A 20,128-nucleotide genomic window follows, 5' to 3' on the forward strand; every position below is an offset into this window, starting at 1 on the left:
CCTATATAAGCGCTCTGCTAGAAGATTCACGAATCATCAATGTACACGGGAAAGTGTATAAGTTTGAATCGGGTAATTCCTCGTGATGATGAATTTGCTGCAGCAGCAACTCGGCCGCTTTTTTCCCCATCGCATATGCCGGTTGAGCAATCGTGGTCATTGTCGGTTCAGAAAAACTAGCAAAAGGAATATTGTCAAATACAACGACGGCCACATTATTTGGAACGCGAAGACCGTTTTCTTTTAAAAATTTCATGACTTCAAAAAAGGATAAATCATTCCCCGCTACTAATGCAGTTGGTTTGTCCGGCAATGCAAATAAACGGCTTAATTCGGAAATCATTCGCTGGATTTCTGTTGAAATCATATATTCTTGTTTGATGGGAATGCGATAGTCGTTTAGCGCCTGCTTATAACCGTTCATTCTCTCAATGCGCGGATAAATCGTTAGCGGTGGCGTAATTATGGCAATGTCTCGATGCCCCTTTTCAATCAAATGGGCCACCGCCTGATAGGTTGCCTCCTTATTATTCACAACAATGGTACGGATATTGACTTCTGAAATCTTGCGGTCTACAAATACGACTGGATAACGTTCCTGCTCCATTTGTTTGTACAACTCAAGATTGCCGCCAGTCGGAAAAAGGATTAACCCATCCACTTGTCTTGCTCGCAGCATCTCAATATATTTCCGTTCTTTAACCGGATCGTCGTCTGCATTACAAACAATGGCATGCATATCATGCTCATGACAAAAATCTTCGATGGCTCTGCTAATTTCCGTCGAAAAGCTATGCGTAATATTAGCAACAATAATTCCGATCATGGCTGTCCGTTTTTGCTTTAAACTTCTGGCAATATAATTCGGATGATAGCCAAGCCGTTCAATGGCCTCACGAATCTTTTCTTTTGTCTCTTCTCCCATATGCTCATATCGTTTATTTAAAAATTGCGATACCGTGCTTTTTGATACCCCTGCCGCTTTGGCTACATCTGCCATTGTTATTCTTTTCATAACCCCTCTTCCTTTTTATAAACTTCGCTAAATTTCGATTATTTCCATTTTAACAAGAATAAACTGGCCTATCCAGCACATGGGAAGAAAAGCAAATTCTCTTTTCCTCGCTAGCCTTTCAACCGTCTATTTCTGGTTATTGTGCCGTCATCGTGCAAATATGCAATTTTTATCGTATAATAATGATAGCCTTTCATTTGTGTGCTTGATGGACCTCCCATTGCTCAGGCACACGTTTCTTTTTTAGGGATTGTTGTCCTTTCACCGCCATCATCGTGAAGATCGCGGCGAAGAACAAAGATCCTGCCATAAAAATATACGAGGCTCCAAATCCTCCCGTGGCCCCATTCAAATAGCCGACAATATAAGAGCCGACGAACGATCCGAGCGCTCCCATACTATTGATTAAGGCCATCGCTCCTCCAGCAACATTGCGAGGCAAGATTTCAGGAATAATCGCAAAAAACGGTCCGTACGGGGCATACATGGCTGCTCCTGCTACTACCAGTAAAAAAAAGGAGATCCAAAAGTGGCTTGTGCCAATCATATAGGAAGCATAAAAGGTAATCGCTCCAACAAGTAGAAACGGCCATACAAATATGGTTCGATTTAACAGTTTGTCAGAGTAGTAGGAAGCGGCGAACATGAAAATAATCGCCAACACATAAGGAACAGATGATAACCAGCCCGTTTTGACAATATCCATATTAGGCGCGGCATGGATAATAGATGGAAGCCACATGACAAATCCGTATACCCCAATGCTCCAAAGCGCATATTGCAAACTCAATAATATGACCGTTTTTGAACGGAATGCCTGACTGTAATTTTTTACAGGCATTAATTCTTGCTGTTCGCGCTCCAATTGAGCTTGCAGCTGCTGTTTTTCTTCATCCGTCAACCATTTGGCCTCTTTTGGTTCATCATTGACAAGCTTCCACCAAATAAAAGCCCATATGATGGCCGGGACGCCTTCAGCAATAAACATCCAGCGCCAGCCTACTGCTTCAATTAAATACCCTGATAAGATAGACATCCATAGCACTGTTGCAGGATTCCCTAAAATCAAAAAGGTGTTTGCTCGCGAACGCTCCTCCTTCGTAAACCAGTGGCTTAAAAATACAAGCATGGAAGGCATGACAGCGCTTTCTACCACTCCTAATAAAAAGCGAATGACCATAAGCCACTGGATATTACTGACGATGCCAGTGGCACTCGCAAGTCCTCCCCAAAGAATGAGCGACCAAAAAATCAGCTTTTTCGCGCTTTTATTTTCGGCATAATGGGCACCGGGAACCTGAAAGAAAAAATAACCAAGAAAAAATAGCGAGCCGAGCAGTGAAGATGTCGCTGCGGAAATATGCAAATCCTCGGCCAATCCTCCCGCCGCGCCAAATCCATAGTTGGCACGATCCAAATAAGCTAGACTGTACGTAATAAAAACAATCGGAATTAAACGATACCAGCGCGATTTCGCTATTGTACGCTGCATGCCGCATCCTCCCCATTATATTTTTGCATGAAGCTGTCTAACTCTTTTCGATTAGGATAGCCGTCGCTGTCACCTATTGATTGAACAGCTAAAGCTCCGATCGCGTTTCCTCGCATCACCGCTTGGAAAACGGGCATTCCTTCTAAAATCCCGCTGATAAGTCCTACAGCAAAACCATCTCCGGCCCCAACAGTATCTACTACTTTCGATACTCGATATCCCGGAACATACCCCTCCTCATCGCAAGATTTATAAAACGCCCCTTTGCTTCCTAATTTTATAACAACCAGCTTCACTCCTCTTTTTAAATAAAAATCAGCGATATCGCTCGGCTTTGTATAGCCCGTTAGCAATTTTCCCTCTTCGATTCCCGGAAGAACGTAATCACTTTTAAAAGCATATTCATTAACCACTCGAATCATCTCGCCTTTTGTTGTCCATAATGCAGGTCTTAGATTAGGATCGAACGATATCGTTTTTCCTTCTTTTCTCATAAATGATTGCGCGTGCTTGGCAAATTCTCGCATGGAGCTGGAAAGGGCTAAAGGAATCCCTGTCATATGCAGATGTTTAGCGGAACGGAAATAGGCTTCGTCAAAATCAGCCACGCTTAAATGACTGGCGGCTGAATGTTTTCGAAAATATTGTACTTCTGGATCTCCCTCACTTACTTTTGCTTTTAGCTGAAAGCCTGTCGCAAAAGAAGCAGAGATGTGGACCTGCTCAATGTTCACCTGTTCCTGACGTAGCTGCTCGAGAATATAGTTCCCAAACACATCATTTCCGACTTTGCTGACCCACCCGCTTTTTAGTCCTAATCGAGCAAACCCGATGGCCGTATTGACCTCCGCCCCGGCAAGCGCTCGCTGAAAGCGGCTCACCTGCTGAAGCGATCCAGGCTCCTCCGCAACAAACATCACCATCGCTTCTCCAAACGTGACAACATCCATCCTCTCTCCCCTTTCTCATCCTCTTGATTCTGCGATTTTCGTATTTTTGTTAAAGATCCGTCCAAGCCATATAAAGGCAGCTTGAAAATTGAAGAAAAGATCGCTGAAAAATCGATGATCAGTCAGAGACAAATCTTATAAGTTTGCTTTCATCATGCAGACATGTGATAAGAGTCCAAATACTGCTGTTGTTTGAACGCGGGCCATTGAATTCCATATCCATCCCTTATATTTATAGCTCGTGTGTCATCATGAAAGAGAGCCACCCCCCGAAAAAATTGAAACTTTTCTCGCTTTCAAACGTCTCCTCTTCGTTTAAGGCTTGTAAATCGGTTTTGTAAATCGGTTTACAAGAATTATAACATTTACGTAAGCGTTTTCTCAAGTAATTTTTAAAATTTTTAGACTTTTTATGAAAGACAAGCTAAGATTTCAGCCATTTCCCTGCTCTCTCTTATTCCTTTTTAAAAATAAAAAAGCAGGCAAAAATCGCCTGCTTTTTTCCATAATTTATGCACTCTTAAAACTTTCCTTGATATTGTTCAAGCTCCCATGCATGCACAGCTGTGCGGTAGCTATTCCATTCCTCATTTTTCATGGCTACATATTCATCAAATACGTGATTACCTAGCGTTTGGCGTCCAATCGTACCATTTACAAATTCAGACACAGCGTCTCCTAAGCTTGCTGGAAGATTTTCAATACCAAGCTCTTCCCGACGCTCTTCTGTCATATGGAAAATGTCCTCATCAATCGGAGCTGGCGCTTTCAGCGCTTTTTCAATACCATCAAGTCCAGCTGCCGCAATCACAGCAAACGCTAAATAAGGGTTGGCCGCTGGATCTGGACAGCGAAGCTCTACACGTGTCGCTACACCGCGTTTAGCCGGGATCCGGATAAGCGCCGAACGGTTGGATGCTGACCACGCAATATAGCATGGTGCCTCATATCCCGGAACAAGACGTTTATAGGAATTGACAAGTGGGTTTGTGACCGCTGCAAAACTTTTCACATTTTTTAATAAACCAGCGATAAATTGATATGCTGTTTCTGAAAGCTGATTTTCATCACTCGGATCAAAGAATGCATTTTCTCCATCTTTAAATAATGACATATTGACGTGCATTCCTGATCCGTTAATGCCGAAGACAGGCTTTGGCATGAAAGTAGCATGCAATCCATATTTGCTTGCAATCGTTTTCACTACCCATTTATAAGTTGTAGCATTGTCAGCAGAGCCTAATGCATCCGCGTATTTAAAGTTAATTTCATGCTGTCCTTCGGCCACCTCATGATGTGAGGCTTCGATTTTGAAGCCCATCGCTTTTAATGCTCGATAAATCTCAAGACGAACGCGTTCCCCAAGATCTTTTGGCGATGGTTCAAAATAACCGCCATTATCTTGTGTTTGTGTCGTTGGATTTCCGTGTTCATCCGTTTTGAATAAGAAAAATTCTAATTCCGGACCGACAGAAATCGTATACCCTTGCTGCGCCGCACGTTCGACTGTTTTCTTTAATACGTTACGAGGATCTCCTTCAAATCGCGTTGCATCTGGGTTCATTACAGAGCAAAGAAAACGTGCCTCCGAATATCCCTCTTCTACCGTCCAAGGCAAAACAGCAAATGTGTTAAGATCTGGAAGAAGATACAAATCTGATTTGTTTATAGGCGAAAATCCTTTAATGGAGGAGCCGTCAAACATGATTTTTCCATTGACCACATCATCCAATTGCTCAACCGTAACCGTCACATGCTTTAAAATTCCTTCAATATCTACAAATTGCAAATGTAAAAGCTCTACATGTTTTTGTTGAATCGTCTCTTTAATTTGTTCAAGAACTGCCGTATCATTGTTCACTTGCGAAACTAACACCTTAGACATGTTACATAACCTCACATTCGTGCGTATAGTTTTCTAACATGATTTTATTATATTGAAACATTCCCGTTTTGACAATCACTTTTTTTATAAATCTTTCTGTATTTTTATAATTTTTTAAGAAAGCGTTTTCTTGATCATCTGTTTTTATATGCTTGAAAGATTGTAGCCAAGTGCAATAACCTTTCATTTTTTTGTATATTCATTCATTCTTCCTATTATAAAAGCCAACCTTTTGAGTAAAAGGTTGGCTTTGAAGATAAACAGAAGATCTCCTTTTTTTCGACGATCAGGTGTCTCGGTCACACCCAAGCATGACCGAGAATCAAACAATCAACCGTTTTCAGACACATCACTTGGTCAGAAAGACGACTGTTGCAGTGAGTTCCTTGTCCGCTCATATGCGGGGAAATATTGACACATTCCATTGGATTAAGATCGTTACATTGAATGACGCCGCTAAAATGGGAAGGCACTCCCTTCGCTATACATAGGCTTTCCCCAAACAGAGGAATGAATTTATCTCCAACATTTATCCATCACAGGCTACGAAGCCAAATGATCCGATATTAGTCTCTTTTTATGATTGCGGATGGCCCACCAAACCGAAAACACCCAGCCGGCAATAATGATGCTATAAACCACCATATACAAATTTTCCGCTACATTCCAAGAGTGAAGCAATGTGCGTGCATTCGTTAACACAATTAATCCTCCGACAAGCACGCCAAGCAAATGGGAAGGCATGATTCTAACAATCCAAGCAGCAATCGGTGCAGCGATAATTCCTCCTAGCATGAGCGTACCGACCCAAAACCAGTTCACTTCCTCCCATCCTAAAGAAATGAAAAATCCAAGCGTAGCAGACACGGCTACCGCAAACTCTGATGTATCAACAGTTCCCACGACTTTGCGGGCTTCTACTCCTTTTTTCGCTAAAAGGACAGGTGTTGCGATCGGTCCCCATCCTCCGCCGCCGGTTGCGTCAAAAAAACCAGCTAACAGTCCGAGCGGAACCAGCTGTTTATTTGACATCTTTTGCACTCGTTCCGTTTCTTGAGACGATTGAAGAAATAAAAAGCGATAGATAATATAAAGTCCAAGAATTAATAAAAAAGTAGAAATGTACGGTTTAATTAAATCTCCAGGCAGATTACTTAAAAAGCAGGCGCCAACAAATGCACCAATCGATCCCGGAATAATCAGCTTTAACACCATATCGCGGTCTACGTTTCCAAATTTTAAATGAGAAGCTCCAGAAGCGGCGGTTGTCACCACCTCAGCTAAATGTACAGATGCCGAAGCAACAGCAGGCGCAATCCCAAAAGCAAGAAGCAGTGTCGTCGAAGTCACCCCATAAGCCATCCCAAGTGAGCCATCAATCAGTTGGGCGATAAACCCAACAATGATAAATACAATCAGCTTTTTCATGATCTTCAACCTCCCCTAATCTTTGCAAAATCATTTATTTCATGTGTCGATGTTTATCTTTTGCTCAGAAAAGCGTTCTTAAGTTTTCCTGCATCCCTCCCTTTGATAGACAAAAAAGACACTTTATTGTCGGATATGCATTCCCCAACCATAAAGTGCCTTCAGTTTGTCTGATCAGCATTTACCTGTTTGAATTTTTTCATTATTTAATACATTAATACCAAGTATTCCTACTTGTCAAGTGTGTTTTATCATTCATTTTTTATCTTCTCCATACGATTTCGTCTTCCGCTTCATTCTATATGCTCGCTGAATCACTTGCATCTAATGAAATACACCTTAAAGATGGAGCGGCCACCTTTTGAGGAGTGGACAGATCAGGGGACAATCTGTGGATTGGCTTTCACCACACATTTGCACGACAAAAAACGAACAACCAGCCATTTTCAGATGATTTTAGTTATCAGGAAGCGGAGTTGTTCGATCACCTTACCGTCGAAATCAGTTATAGTCTAAACAACTGTTGATACATCCAGTTGTATCTATATCGTTTATACAGCACTGCTCCTACGTTTTCCGCATTATTCTTAAATGGATGGCCTCGTTTCATGAGCTTACGAATGTTTTAATCACCCGTTGATGTAGCAAGAGTCACTTTTCCCTTTACGCATTCCTCTTTTTTGGACGATACTGGCGCCATGAACCCGATTCAATCAAAGGAAGGTGGAGGGCCTTGTCAGGATGGTAGACATACACATATCCCTCTATCTCCTGAGTACAGTCTCTAATCCATACGCGCTCGTATTCGTTATCATTTCTTCCTTCCTCGTAATCCTCCAGCTCATCCATCCTTCTAATTCCATCTATCGTTATAGTCAGCCATTCACCAACTACTTCCCCCTCCTGATCCAGTACAAGGGCCGGATATGATCCGACATCATACAATTTTCCCTTTACTTTTCCAGGCTTCACGTTTTGCAAATAAGGAGCCGCAATTTCATGATTCACTTCACCTGTTAATAACGTTCCGTATACAAACACTCGACACGTTTGTTCCGTCATTCCTCTCTCCCTGCCTTATTATCAAAGTAAACGGCTAAAATAAAAAAGAGCTGGCCGCTCGAGCCAGCTTTACTCCTTCCATTTTATGCTGCAGCCGATGCTTGGCTTTTGCTGTTCAGACACGGGCTGATTAGCTAGGAGGGCATCCAAGGCCGCCCGAATAGAAGCACCGGTAACAGGAATGCCATTATTCGGTCTTGAGTCATCCAATTGGCCGCGATACACACATTTTAATTCTTTATCAAAAATATAAAAATCTGGCGTGCATGCCGCTTGATATGCTTTCGCTACCTCTTGCGTTTCATCAAACAAGTAAGGGAACGGATATCCTAACTCTTCAGCGACTTTTTTCATATTTTCCGGAGAATCATCCGGATATTTCTCGGCGTCATTCGAGTTGATGGCAACAAACGACACCCCTTTTGGCTGATAATCGTGAGCGAGACGGATCAATTCATGCTGCACATGCTTAACAAACGGGCAATGGTTGCAAATAAACATGATGACAGTCGCCACATCAGATTTCACATCCTCCAACCGCACGATCTTGCCATCAATCGCATTGACAAGAGCAAAAGACGGCGCTTGCTTTCCTAATGGAAACATTGCTGATTCAACCGCAGGCATATTTCCACATCCTCTCTGCAATGTCGTATTTTTCTTCGATTATAACAGACTTCTTTTTTCCTTACAAATCCTGTGCCTATAAAAACATCCACAGTTGGAAGAACCATGTGATTTGCCTTTCGGCCATACGGATGCGAAACAAAAAAGGAACACACCCCTTTCAGACCCATTCCCGATTCTGTGCAGCAACATTGTCCCCCCCTATAAATAGCACCAACAAATGCTAACATGTCAAGCGAAATCTCTATAAACGCATAAACAAGCACATGCATATACTATGGATGCACTTCATTTTTATTAGAAAGGAGGAGAAGCATGTCGTTTATTTATTTGCATAAAAAAGCCACGCCGCCTGCTGATCCAAGCAGCTCTGCTACCTTTCCTGTTTTTCATCATCGGCGTCCTCAAACCGAAGAGTTGTTGAATGAACAGCAGCAATTTCATGAGCATTTGTCCGCTTCCATGGAGCAGCTTCAGCACTCTTTTTCCTTGCAACAGCAACAGTATGAACATTTATATGCCCAATGGCAAGAAATGAGCGAAAACGATCAAACCGTAAAGAAAGCGATTCTTGATTCCCTTTCTGTTCAGGAAAACACAATGAAAAGACTGGCTCAACAAATCGCCTTTCAAGACGAGCTGTATCAAGGATTGAGCGCACGCTTGGAGGGACAAGAAAAGCTATATCAAAAGTTAGCAGAAAAGCTGGAGCTTCAAGGTGTGTTTCATGACACGGTCATCAAACGATTAGAAGCCCAAGAAGCATCGCAATATAAAATAATGAGACAGCTCGATACTATCAAAGAGATTATTTTTGAGCGATGCACACATATCGTGGAAACCATTAAGCAGACGATTTCATCCATATTCACGAGAAATTCTCAACAGCCAAGCCAAACCGAGACCTCCGAAAAAGAGCTCATGCACATGTGATCCTTTGCATTCAGCAAAGGATCTTTTTTCATAGAAAAACACCATGCGTTTGTCATCAAAACAAGTAGACTTTCTATCAGCAAACAAGCATAATAGAAAATGCAGAAAACTGAAACAAACGCGGTTAAACATAGAAATTGTTGATATACATACAGAACAAAGAACGGAGCAGATACAAAATATTTCCAATTGACAAAGGTAGCGATTCACGCGCTCACGCGACAGAAGAATAGCGAGTTGCTTTACAAATTGGTTTGTTGATCGGAAAGCAGTGCCGTCCAGACAAAACTCAAAAGATAGCACGAACTCTACCGAAAGGCACAAACAATGAACAAGACTCCGTTTCATCTATCCTGAAAAAATTCCTTTCGTCAGCGCAAATAAAGAAAGCCATTTCGACAAAAGGGGTTTTCGCCTTTCCGATGATGATCTCATTTTTTGTCATGGACGTCTATATCATAGCTTGACAGACAAGGAGGAAAAAATGATGCACATTGTTTCAATTAATATCGGGATGCCGCAAATGGTGACAATTGACGAAAAGCCTCTGACTACCGGAATTTATAAAAAGCCAGTGAATGGGCCCATCACTGTCACAAAAACCCATTGCATTGGCGATGGACAAGCGGATCTTATTCACCATGGGGGGCCGGATAAAGCGATTTGTGCTTATGCGTCTGAACATTTTTCGTTTTGGGAGCAAGTCTATCATCGCTCATTCACCCCAGGTGCATTTGGGGAAAATTTGACTCTCTTTGGATTGACGGAAAACCAAGTCTGCATCGGCGATGTATATGAGGTCGGTACAGCGGTCATCCAAGTTTCACAGCCGCGTCAGCCGTGTTTTAAATTAGCTAAACGCCACGGGTTAAAGGATCTGCCGCTCAAAGTTCAAGAAACCGGCTACACAGGCTTTTATTTTCGCGTGCTTCAAGAAGGTTCCATACAGAAAGGTGATCCTCTCACATTAATCGATCGGAGCCCGCTTGCTCTCTCTATTCATGATGTGAATACTATTTATTATATTGATAAAAGGAATGTAGCGGCTATGAAAACCATTGTTGCCGAGCCTGCCTTATCGGAAGATTGGCGCCAATCATTCATCAAACGAATGGAGAGGTGATAAAAGTCTTGCACGGATATGCCGTGCAAGACTTTTATATGGCGTCCTTTTTAAATTGTCGATAATACAGCTTACTGTAAAATCCTTTTTCCTTCAGAAGGGAATCATGCGTTCCTTGTTCCACCACGGTTCCTTCACGCAAAACAAGAATGCGATCAGCTTGTTGAATCGTATTGAGCCGATGGGCGATAACAAAGCAGGTTCGCTTCTCCATCAAACGCTCAAGCGCCTCTTGAATCATCAGTTCCGTCATTGTGTCAATATTGCTTGTCGCTTCATCCAAAATTAAAATAGACGGTTTCGCGATCATTGCCCTAGCAATTGCCAGCAATTGCTTTTGTCCTTGACTAATACCGCTGCCGTCCGGCTGTAAAACGGTATCATAGCCTTTTGGCAATTTTGTAATAAACGAATGCGCATTCGCCCACTTAGCCGCTTCCACCACTTCTTCATCTGTTGCCTCCAGTTTGCCATAACGAATATTCTCGCGAATCGTTCCTTGAAACAAAAAAGGGTCTTGCAATACAAACGCCATCTGGCTGCGAAGACTGGACCGTTTCACTCGCCGAGTATCTATCCCATCAATCAAAATTTGTCCATGATCCGGATCATAAAATCGCATAAGAAGCTGAATAATCGTGGTTTTTCCGACACCCGTCGGTCCAACAAGCGCTACCGTCTCGCCTTCTGTTACTGAAAAATTGACATTTTGAATCGCTTTTCGTTTTTGATCATATGAAAAAGACACATTGCGAAATTCAACATTTCCGCGCACAGCAGGCAAATCAATCGCTTCTGCTTCATCATCCTCTTCCTTGTCTTGGTCAATAATTTCAAACACCCGCTCAGCACCAGCCAATGCAGATAGAAATGTATTCCATTGATTGGCAAGATCATTGAGCGGACGTGTAAATTGTCTGGCATATTCTGAAAAAATCACAATCGTTCCGATTGAAATCATTCCTTTAAATGCGAAAATTCCTCCGACACCCGCAATTAAGGCAAAACTCATATTATTTAGCACGTTCATAAGTTTGGGAATAAAACCTGAATAGGTTTGCGCCCAAAATCCCGATTGCTTGAGCTGTTCACTTTTTTCTAAAAACTGAGCAATCATCTTTTTTTCTTGGGAAAATAACTTAACGACTTTTTGTCCAGAAATCACTTCTTCAATAAATCCGTTCAACTCTCCTAAATTTCTCTGCTGCTCTTTAAACCTCTTTTGTGTTCGATTCGTAATCCATTTCATAGATCCATACATAATCGGCACAATCAACAGCGTTACCGCTGTCAAGAGAGGACTTAACAGGAGCATCACCACCACCGCTCCGATAAGCGTAAGAGTACTTGAAATCACTTGGATAACCGTACTGTTGAACGTTTGGCTCATATTGTCAATATCGTTCGTCAATCGGCTCATTAGCTCCCCCGATTGCCTTTGATTGAAAAAAGAGATAGGAAGCTGATGAAATTGTCCAAATAATTCAGTGCGAATTGCGTAAATCGTCTTTTGCGCAATCCCAATCATCCAGTAGCTTTGTAAAAAGCTTGATAACGACAAAGCGAGATAAATAAGCAAAAGAGCAACAACAACCATCCAAAAGCCATCTGTACGCTTGGCGATAATATATGTATCGACAGCTCTCCCCACGATATATGGGCCAAGAAGACTGAGACCAGAGCTAATCATCACCATTACGATGACAACTGCTAGGCGTCCCTTTTGATGCTCAAGAAAGCCCCATATGCGCCGCAGCGTTTGAGCATTTTCTTTCACGCTCCGTTTATTTTCTTTGACTCCCATCATTCTATGTGGTGCTCTTAACATCGCTAATTCCCTTCTTTCCAAGCTGTGATTCAACAAGCTTAGAGTATAACCCATTCGTTCGTAACAAATATTCATGCGTTCCATGCGCCAGCAATTTTCCGTCTTTAAGCAAAATAATCGTATCTGCCTCCATGGCGGTTGATATTTTTTGAGTGACAATGAGAGTTGTGCATGAATAGGATTTTAATCCCTGTAACAACTGAGCTTCTGTTTGAACATCCAATGCGCTTGTACTGTCATCTAACAAAAGAATTTTGGGATGGCGTACAAGTGCTCGAGCGATAGAAATACGCTGTTTTTGTCCTCCCGACAGAGTCACCCCTTTTTGTCCGACCATTGTATCATACCCTTCGGGAAAACTCATAATAGTATCATGAATTTGGGCGTTTTTCGCGGCTTGTATCATCTCTTCTTCTGTCACATTGTCCATTCCAAAGCAAATGTTATCGCGAATCGTTCCCGAAAATAACAAAATATCCTGCGGTACAAAGCCGATAGCTGTGCGCAAGCGTTCTTGTCTTATTTGCCGAATGTCGATTCCGTCCATTTTAATGGTTCCGTCCGTAGCATCATATAGCCGAGGAATCAGCTGAAGCAACGAAGACTTGCCAGAACCAGTCTCTCCCAAAATCGCTACCGTTTCATGTGCACCGATAGAAAACGAAATGTCGCGCAATACATCGACATCGGTTTCCGGATATCGAAACGAAACGTTCTCGAATTGAATGCTTCCTGTTTCAACAGGCTGTTCGTCTCGTTTGTCCTTATCGAGCATATCAACAGGCGCTGTCAGTATATTGGCAATACGCTGCCCTGATGCCTTGGCACGAGAAAACGCTGTCGTTACAAAAGTAAAGATCGATAAAGCAGCCGTCATACGTGTCGTGTAATTAATCACCGCTACGACTTCCCCTGCTGTTGCACTGCCTGTATGAATTTCCACTCGTCCGATGAGTAAAATGATAACGATTGCCACATTCATCACCAACAGCAAAACAGGAGTGATGGTTTCTATAAGTCGCAAAACGGTCATGGTCCGCGTCATAAGCGCTTGATTCGTTTCGGTAAATCTTCTTTTCTCATAAAGGCTGCGCCCCCATGCCTTAATCAGTCTTATACCGGCGATATTTTCGCTCATAATGCTGTTGACGCGGTCCAATATGTGCTGCACCTTTGTAAAAAATTGAGCGGCTTTGTTCATCATAAAAAGTAAAAAAGCGAGCGACGCCGGTACGACAATGAGCAAAATAAGAGCAAGCTTCACATGGACAAACAGCGCCATGACTACACCAAAAATAATCAAGAGTGGCGCCCTAAGCATCACTCGCAAGCTCATAAATACCATATTTTGCATTTGAGATACATCATTCGTCATCCTCGTAATTAAAGAAGCCGTTGGAAATTGGGAAAAATGAAATAACGAAAACGACTGAACCTTTTGAAAGAGCGCATTTCGCAACGCAAATCCGTACTGTTGTCCAACGTAAGCGGCAGCAAACGAATTGGCAATACCAGACAGAAAAGCAAGAAGAGAGGTCACAACCATCACAGCGCCCCATTTCCAAATGATATGCAAGTCATTTTTCATCACTCCATTATCAATAATTTTTTCCATTAATAACGGATGCCACAGTTCCACAAACAATTCAATCAACATGAGCATCCAGGCTATTATCATCCATTTTCTGTATGATTTTAAATAGGATAATACATAGCGCATTGTTTTTCCCCACCCTTCGTTGTGTCTTTTATTTTAACTTGCATGGTGGAGGTTTTACAATTTTTTTGATATGTCGGTGTATCAATCGACTGACTATCCATTCAAGAGTAAACATTTCACCACTTATCCTCCCAAACTAAAAAACTTCCAGATCCGCGACCTCTTTATAAAAAATATATATAAGACGAATCTCAGACATGGAGGAAAAATTCCTATGACATAAAAAAATGGTTTCTCTTCGTGATGGGAGTGAATGTGAAATTCTGAAGGTCGCCACAACTAGTCTTATAAATAGGTTTTCAATTTGTTGTTCGGCGCTCGGTCGCGCTTTGACGTGTACGAGGTCAATCAATAGTCTTCGACCGTAGTTCTTACAGCTCCCATGCGTTTCATCTTTCTTCTATATTTATCCAGTATATAAAACATTGTATCTAACATTATGGGCTGATCTTGATCCATAGCATTCTTCACTTTTTAGAAATTACTAACCATAAAACCATTTTTACGAATACATGTCCCTCATTAATAATCTTATGATGAACATATCAGAAGAGAAGTGAAAAGAAGCAGAGAGAAATAGCGGCAGTAAACGATTTATGAGGCAATGTTCCAGCAGTGAGACGTACAACAATCATCATCCAGTAAATATAATTTAGACAAAAAAAAAGTTTCAACAAAAAGTATGAAACTCATGCAACGCTTATCTAACAGCGCCACAACAATTAAAAAAGCAGCGGCAGCTATTCAAAAATAAGGAATGACAACAAAAAACAGGACAAACTTATCATTTATGCAATCTTTTTTTATCCTTGCTTTTCAGTGATTTCGCCGTGTGCAGCAACATCTATTAATCAATCCGTCGAGGCTTCGCCAATCGTCATGGAAAGCATACACACGTCATTTGCCGGGCGGTTCTCGCATATATGCTTATCAACAAGCAGTCGCAAAAATTGTTGATCAGATAAAGAACGATGTTCTTTCAAATCATGAAGAATGTGAATCATACTGGATAATGGGGACTGGTCAATTTCCCCTAAAATTCCATCTGTATATAAAAAAAGCCTTACCTGTTGATTATAATGAATCACTTCTTTTTTAAACGGAACAGAAAATGGACTGCCGATCGCCCATCCTCCTTGATCCATCTCAATAATTTCATTATTGGTTAATAAAAACCCGGAAGGATGGCCTGCATTTATATATTCAATTTGTTGCTTTTTTGTATCGATTACAGCATAAATCATTGAAAACAGTGAGGACATTTCTCTAGAGCTCTCGGGGAATAGGGTTTGTACATATTTTTCAAGCTCCGTCGCTACACAAGCGGGATCAGTAACACGAAGAATGAGCTCTCTTAATTGTGAGCGCAATAACATAATGATTAGAGAAGAGGAAAGTCCGCGGCACATAATGTCGATTATTATAACCCCAAAGCGAACCTCATCAATTCGATAGCAAGCATACATATCCCCAGATAATTCCTCCGATGGAATATAAACCGCATCCATCGTTATATCCTTCGTTTGAATCGGAGAAGTGAATATGCTTTGCTGAATGTTTTTGATCAGCTCTGAATTCTTTTGCTGCTCTCGTTCTTTTTGTTTGACCTTTGTTACATCCCTGATCGTCATAACATATCCTGTCGTTGCTCCAACTGAGTCCGTGACTGGAACGACTGAAAAAACAACATTCATCATCGTTGTATCTCTTTTTCTTGCTTCGCATTCCAAATCTAAAAGCCCCTCACTCCCTGTCTGACGAATCATTTTAGCCAGATCAAACAAATGGTATGAAAATAATGAAAGTAAAGGCCGGCCAATGATCTCTTCTTTTTTCCATCCGAATAATAATTCTGCTGCTTCGCTCCAGTGCTTGATCGTCATATCCTTATACAATGTAACAACAGCCATCATTGGTATTTTATAAATAGCGTTCAGTACGTTCTCGATTTCCAATATGTCAGAAAACTTCCATATGAATAAATTGTTTTGGCCATGATGATCTGCTAAACCATAGACGGTTAAACGTCTTAAAAGGAGCCCGTCTTGCAATTGATGCGAATGAACATTTCCGTCCCAATAGCCCTCCTTTAAAACATTCTCCCAAATGAGATGATAGGTGGAAATACTATAACTTTGCGTAAACAATAGATGAACAGGCTGGCCAATCAATTGCTGCTGGCGGTAGCCAATGGAGGCTAGCAGTATTTCATTCACAGCAACAATTCTAGCATCACGATTGGTAATGATGATTCCTTCCTGCCTATGAAAAATTTCTTCACTTTTCGACACATATACATGTTCTTTTTTCATTTAAAATCCGCCCTTTTCTATAATTTTTAGATAAAGCGTTATTTTATTCATTCTACAAATTTCTTGTTGTTTCCTTCTAAAAAATATATAAAATCAAAATGATAAGAGGATCACCCAATATGATCTATAGAATTCGGGCGGAAAAAATGGACATCTCAAAAGGCAAGTCTAAGGACTTGCCTTTGAACACCAAATCAATAAAAACCCTCTGTCCCTATGAGGTCCAGAGAGATTGCACGCTATATTCGCATTAAGCGCATTGAATTGAAAAGCACGATGAATGTTGCTCCCATATCTGCAAAAATCGCCATCCACAATGTAAGCCATCCAGGAACGATCAAAATTAAGGCTAAAAGCTTTAAAGATAAAGCTAAAACAATATTTTCTTTAATCATTCGCAGCGCTTTACGGCTTAGGCGAATGACATAAGGTAGTTGGCGAAGATCATCTCCCATTAACACAATATCCGCCGTTTCCAGAGCCACATCGGTTCCCCCTGTTCCCATCGCCACTCCAACATTGGCTGCTGCTAATGCTGGGGCATCATTAACTCCATCACCGATCATCGCCACTCGACCATATTTCTCTCTCATTTCTTTCATCACGCGAAGCTTATCTTCAGGAAGCAATTCTGCTTGTATTTCTGTGAGGCCAATTGAGCGGCCAACATATTCAGCCGTCACCCGATGATCTCCTGTGACTACTGTCAGCTGTTTTATTTTTTCTTTGCAAAGCTCTTGAATGGTATCGGCTGCATATTCACGAACTTGGTCAGAAACAGCCGCCACCCCTAGCAACTGATGCTCACTTCCCAGCACGACCACCGTATTTCCTGGCTGTTGAAGCTGCTGAATGGTAGCGTGAACTTCCTTCGATAACAGGTATTCTGAAAACAAAGCCGGGCTTCCAATATAATAGGTGATTCCGTCGACGGATGCAGAAGCTCCCTTTCCTGTAATCGAATAAAAATTCGTCACTTGACGCTCAGTGAATACAACACCTCGCTCTTGTGCTTTTCGCACAATGGCTGAAGCAATAGGGTGCTGAGAATATTTTTCAATCGCAGCCGCAATCTGAAGCCATTCTTCTTCCGTGACATGATTAGAAAATAAACGAATAGCTTCGACTTCTGGCGTTCCTTTTGTCAAAGTTCCCGTTTTATCAAAAGCGATAGCTGCGATTTTTCCCATTTCTTCCAAATAAATTCCGCCTTTAATAAGAATCCCGCGCCGTGCGGCATGACCGATAGCTGTGACAATAGCGACAGGAGTACTGATGACAAGCGCACATGGACAACCGACCACCAATACAGCTAATCCACGATAAACCCATGCTTCCCAACTTTCTTCGAACAGAAGAGGCGGCATCACAGCAACAATAAAAGCGATCAGCATAATCAGCGGAGTATAATAGCGGGCGAAGCGATCGACCAATTGTTGAGCAGGAGCCCGCTCGGCTTGAGCTTCTTCGACAAGATCAATCATTTTCGCCAGCATAGATTCGCTGCGTTTTTTCGTAACTTTGACCTCTAATGCCCCTTCCTCATTAATAGTTCCAGCATACACCTCGTCATTCACACTTTTATAAACAGGCATTGATTCTCCTGTAATGGTCGCTTCATTAACGGCTGAGGCCCCGTGCACAACAATGCCGTCTGCCGCAATCTTTTGTCCTGGCTTGACAATCATAATATCATCAATCTCCAATTCATCAACATCGACTTCATATTCCTGATTCCCTTTGCGAACCATCGCCTTTTTTGGTGCAGCATCAATCAAGTACTGAATTGAACGACGAGACCGATCCATTGCATAGCGCTCCAGCGCTTCACTGATAGCAAACAAAAGTACAACAACGGCTCCTTCTTTCCACTCTCCGATAAAAGCTGCCCCGATGATCGCAATTGTCATCAGTGTTTTCATATCAAAGCGGAAATGCCATAAATTTAGCAATCCCACTCGAAGCAAATCATAACCGCCCACAGCAATTGCTAAGGCAAATGCTCCAACCGCAAGCCATTCGCTTTCTTTCATCCATAAAGAAGCTGCATATCCCACCATAAGAAAGCATGCAGAAATCAAAGCCAACACAGTAGCCCGTGTTTGCCAAAATTTTGGCGCCGATAACTGCGTTTGGGCGTGCTCTGGAATGAGACGAATTCCGTCAAAGGCTCCCGCTTTCTCCAACTCTCCAATCGAGGCCTCGCCAATAACGGTCAGTTTGGCGGCTCCAAAATTCACATGTGCCTCTTTTACCGTCGCAATTGCTTTGACGTTTTGTTCAAATTTTGCTGCACAATTCACACAGGAAAGTCCTTGAAGACGATATACATGTCTATTTCCCATCTCCTTCCTCCTCTCCTACATGCATAAGAGCCATCGATACCAATTGATAAAGGTGCTCACCTTTAACGAATGGCTCTGTTTTCTTTTAATGTTGATTTTTGACCAGAATAAAACTGCTCACTAAAAAAGCGGCTAATTCAAACCGATTACTTGCCCTTGATTCACATTGTAAACAACCCTCTACCAATTACATTTGCTGATATTGGTTGAATCCCAATCTCTCTTGCCCATATGGATAGCTGACCCATATGATGAATTTCATGTGCAATTACATGGCGTAATATTTCACCTTTTGTATAACGCCCTTCAGTCCATGGAACAGTCACAATTTCGTTTTCTAAATCATTTGACCAAGCATCAAGGAACGACTTTGTCTCTTGCACCCAAGAATCTGAAAGTTTCTTTACTTGTTCCAGTGTTTTATAGTTCTCATATTGGACCTGGATATCTGGTTTACCTTGTATTCCACGAATCCAGCTATATTCTACGTCTGAAATATGGAAAAGTGTATAAAGAATGCTGCCTACTCCACCAATTCGATTACGCAACAATTCTTCATTTGGGACTTGCTTGCATAGTTCAAACCATTCATCTCTTACCATCCAGTTATAATAAAACAGTTTTATCAACGTATTCGCTCCCTATCAGCAATGTAGTCGTTTTTCACGAAGAAAATGATCTCTGTCTTAGTTTGGAATTTGTTTCTTTTACAGTAAACAGGCAAGAATTGACCAACATGTTCTTCCTGTTTGACGTTGTGTTTTCATTTTCCTTACTGTCTAAATAACGAAACCAAGCCAGGTAATGCTGCAAATACTTAAGTTGCAACACCCATTAAAGCGGTCCATCCATTTCTTCAAGCGGCTGTGGTAACTAATGTGGTTTAAACATAGCCTAACGAATAAAACACAAGCTTTCCTTCTTTTCGATGCTTAGCAAGCCCCATATCACGAAGAACGCGCAAATGATGCGAGGCTGTTGCTACGGTCGCGTCAATTATAGGAACAACATCGCAAACACATAATTCTTTCTCCAATGTAAGCGCATAAGCAATTTTTAAACGAGTGGCATCCGATAAAGCTTTAAACAGCTGTTCGACTCCTTCAATCTTGTCCCTTTACAGCTGCTACTTTTTTCTCATCAAAGCAAAACACTTCACATATGTCGCGAACCATTTTATCCTCTCATTCAAATGTTCATTTGAATATAGTATATATAATAGGCAAACAATCGGTCCATTCATTTTGCTTTTTATTTCTCTCCCGCTTACATGGCGTTTCAAAGTGGAAAACTTCTTAGTGGATATGTTAAACAAAAATCAATAAAAACAAGGCGCTATGGCCTTGTTTGTTTTTTGCTCATTGAACAAAGATTAAGCGCATTCATAGCTAGATGACGCGCTGATCAC

Annotated in this window: 14 protein-coding genes and 2 pseudogenes; 2 read left to right on the forward strand and 14 right to left on the reverse strand. The window is 41.6% G+C overall.

Annotation, left to right across the window (positions count from 1 at the left end; genetic code table 11):
• Position 1: 1 nt before the first annotated feature.
• The 7 genes from AT864_RS11295 to AT864_RS11330 all read right to left on the reverse strand — a co-directional run bounded on the left by AT864_RS11295 (position 2) and on the right by AT864_RS11330 (position 8,459).
• Positions 2-1,015, reverse strand: coding sequence for a LacI family DNA-binding transcriptional regulator (locus tag AT864_RS11295; RefSeq protein ID WP_066149018.1), 1,014 nt, complete (start codon positions 1,013-1,015; stop codon positions 2-4).
• Between the two features lie 193 nt (positions 1,016-1,208).
• Complete coding sequence (locus tag AT864_RS11300; protein WP_066149019.1) at positions 1,209-2,507, reverse strand: MFS transporter; 1,299 nt, start codon at positions 2,505-2,507, stop codon at positions 1,209-1,211.
• Positions 2,492-3,457, reverse strand: coding sequence for a sugar kinase (locus tag AT864_RS11305; RefSeq protein WP_066149020.1), 966 nt, complete (start codon positions 3,455-3,457; stop codon positions 2,492-2,494). Before AT864_RS11305 ends, AT864_RS11300 begins: the two co-directional genes overlap by 16 nt.
• 520 nt (positions 3,458-3,977) lie before the next feature.
• The gene (gene glnA / locus AT864_RS11310; protein ID WP_066149021.1) at positions 3,978-5,342 is read right to left on the reverse strand and encodes a type I glutamate--ammonia ligase; all 1,365 of its coding nucleotides are present in this window, start codon (positions 5,340-5,342) and stop codon (positions 3,978-3,980) included.
• A gap of 543 nt (positions 5,343-5,885) precedes the next feature.
• Positions 5,886-6,770, reverse strand: coding sequence for a sulfite exporter TauE/SafE family protein (locus tag AT864_RS11320; RefSeq protein WP_066149023.1), 885 nt, complete (start codon positions 6,768-6,770; stop codon positions 5,886-5,888).
• A 663-nt stretch (positions 6,771-7,433) separates the two neighbouring features.
• Positions 7,434-7,832, reverse strand: a complete 399-nt coding sequence (locus tag AT864_RS11325; RefSeq protein ID WP_066149024.1) for a gamma-glutamylcyclotransferase — start codon at positions 7,830-7,832, stop codon at positions 7,434-7,436.
• A gap of 69 nt (positions 7,833-7,901) precedes the next feature.
• Positions 7,902-8,459, reverse strand: a complete 558-nt coding sequence (locus tag AT864_RS11330; RefSeq protein WP_066149025.1) for a thioredoxin family protein — start codon at positions 8,457-8,459, stop codon at positions 7,902-7,904.
• A gap of 315 nt (positions 8,460-8,774) precedes the next feature.
• On the opposite strand from AT864_RS11330, the gene AT864_RS11335 reads away from it, so the two are divergent.
• Both AT864_RS11335 and AT864_RS11340 read left to right on the forward strand, forming a co-directional pair.
• Positions 8,775-9,392, forward strand: a complete 618-nt coding sequence (locus AT864_RS11335) for a hypothetical protein (protein ID WP_066149026.1) — start codon at positions 8,775-8,777, stop codon at positions 9,390-9,392.
• A 487-nt stretch (positions 9,393-9,879) separates the two neighbouring features.
• A complete protein-coding gene (locus AT864_RS11340; protein WP_066149027.1) occupies positions 9,880-10,515 on the forward strand; it encodes an MOSC domain-containing protein in 636 nt (211 codons plus the stop codon).
• Positions 10,516-10,549: 34 nt separating this feature from the next.
• On the opposite strand, the gene AT864_RS11345 is transcribed toward AT864_RS11340, so the two are convergent.
• The 7 genes and pseudogenes from AT864_RS11345 to AT864_RS11370 form a co-directional block, all read right to left on the reverse strand.
• Positions 10,550-12,322, reverse strand: a complete 1,773-nt coding sequence (locus AT864_RS11345) for an ABC transporter ATP-binding protein (RefSeq protein WP_231734640.1) — start codon at positions 12,320-12,322, stop codon at positions 10,550-10,552.
• A gap of 1 nt (position 12,323) precedes the next feature.
• Positions 12,324-14,063, reverse strand: coding sequence for an ABC transporter ATP-binding protein (locus AT864_RS11350; protein ID WP_066149029.1), 1,740 nt, complete (start codon positions 14,061-14,063; stop codon positions 12,324-12,326).
• Positions 14,064-14,914: 851 nt separating this feature from the next.
• Entirely contained in the window at positions 14,915-16,375 is a 1,461-nt protein-coding gene (locus AT864_RS11355) for a SpoIIE family protein phosphatase (protein ID WP_066149030.1), read from the reverse strand.
• A 239-nt stretch (positions 16,376-16,614) separates the two neighbouring features.
• Positions 16,615-18,720, reverse strand: coding sequence for a heavy metal translocating P-type ATPase (locus AT864_RS11360; protein WP_066149031.1), 2,106 nt, complete (start codon positions 18,718-18,720; stop codon positions 16,615-16,617).
• Between the two features lie 161 nt (positions 18,721-18,881).
• Entirely contained in the window at positions 18,882-19,349 is a 468-nt protein-coding gene (locus AT864_RS11365) for a DinB family protein (protein ID WP_044741627.1), read from the reverse strand.
• A gap of 34 nt (positions 19,350-19,383) precedes the next feature.
• Positions 19,384-19,595 (reverse strand): annotated as a pseudogene (locus tag AT864_RS18710) (IS1595 family transposase); the annotation flags it as partial.
• Between the two features lie 8 nt (positions 19,596-19,603).
• Positions 19,604-19,895, reverse strand: a pseudogene (locus AT864_RS11370) (ArsR/SmtB family transcription factor).
• Positions 19,896-20,128 lie beyond the last annotated feature (233 nt).

The sequence above is a fragment of the Anoxybacillus sp. P3H1B genome (assembly GCF_001560855.1).
Classification (GTDB): domain Bacteria; phylum Bacillota; class Bacilli; order Bacillales; family Anoxybacillaceae; genus Anoxybacteroides; species Anoxybacteroides rupiense.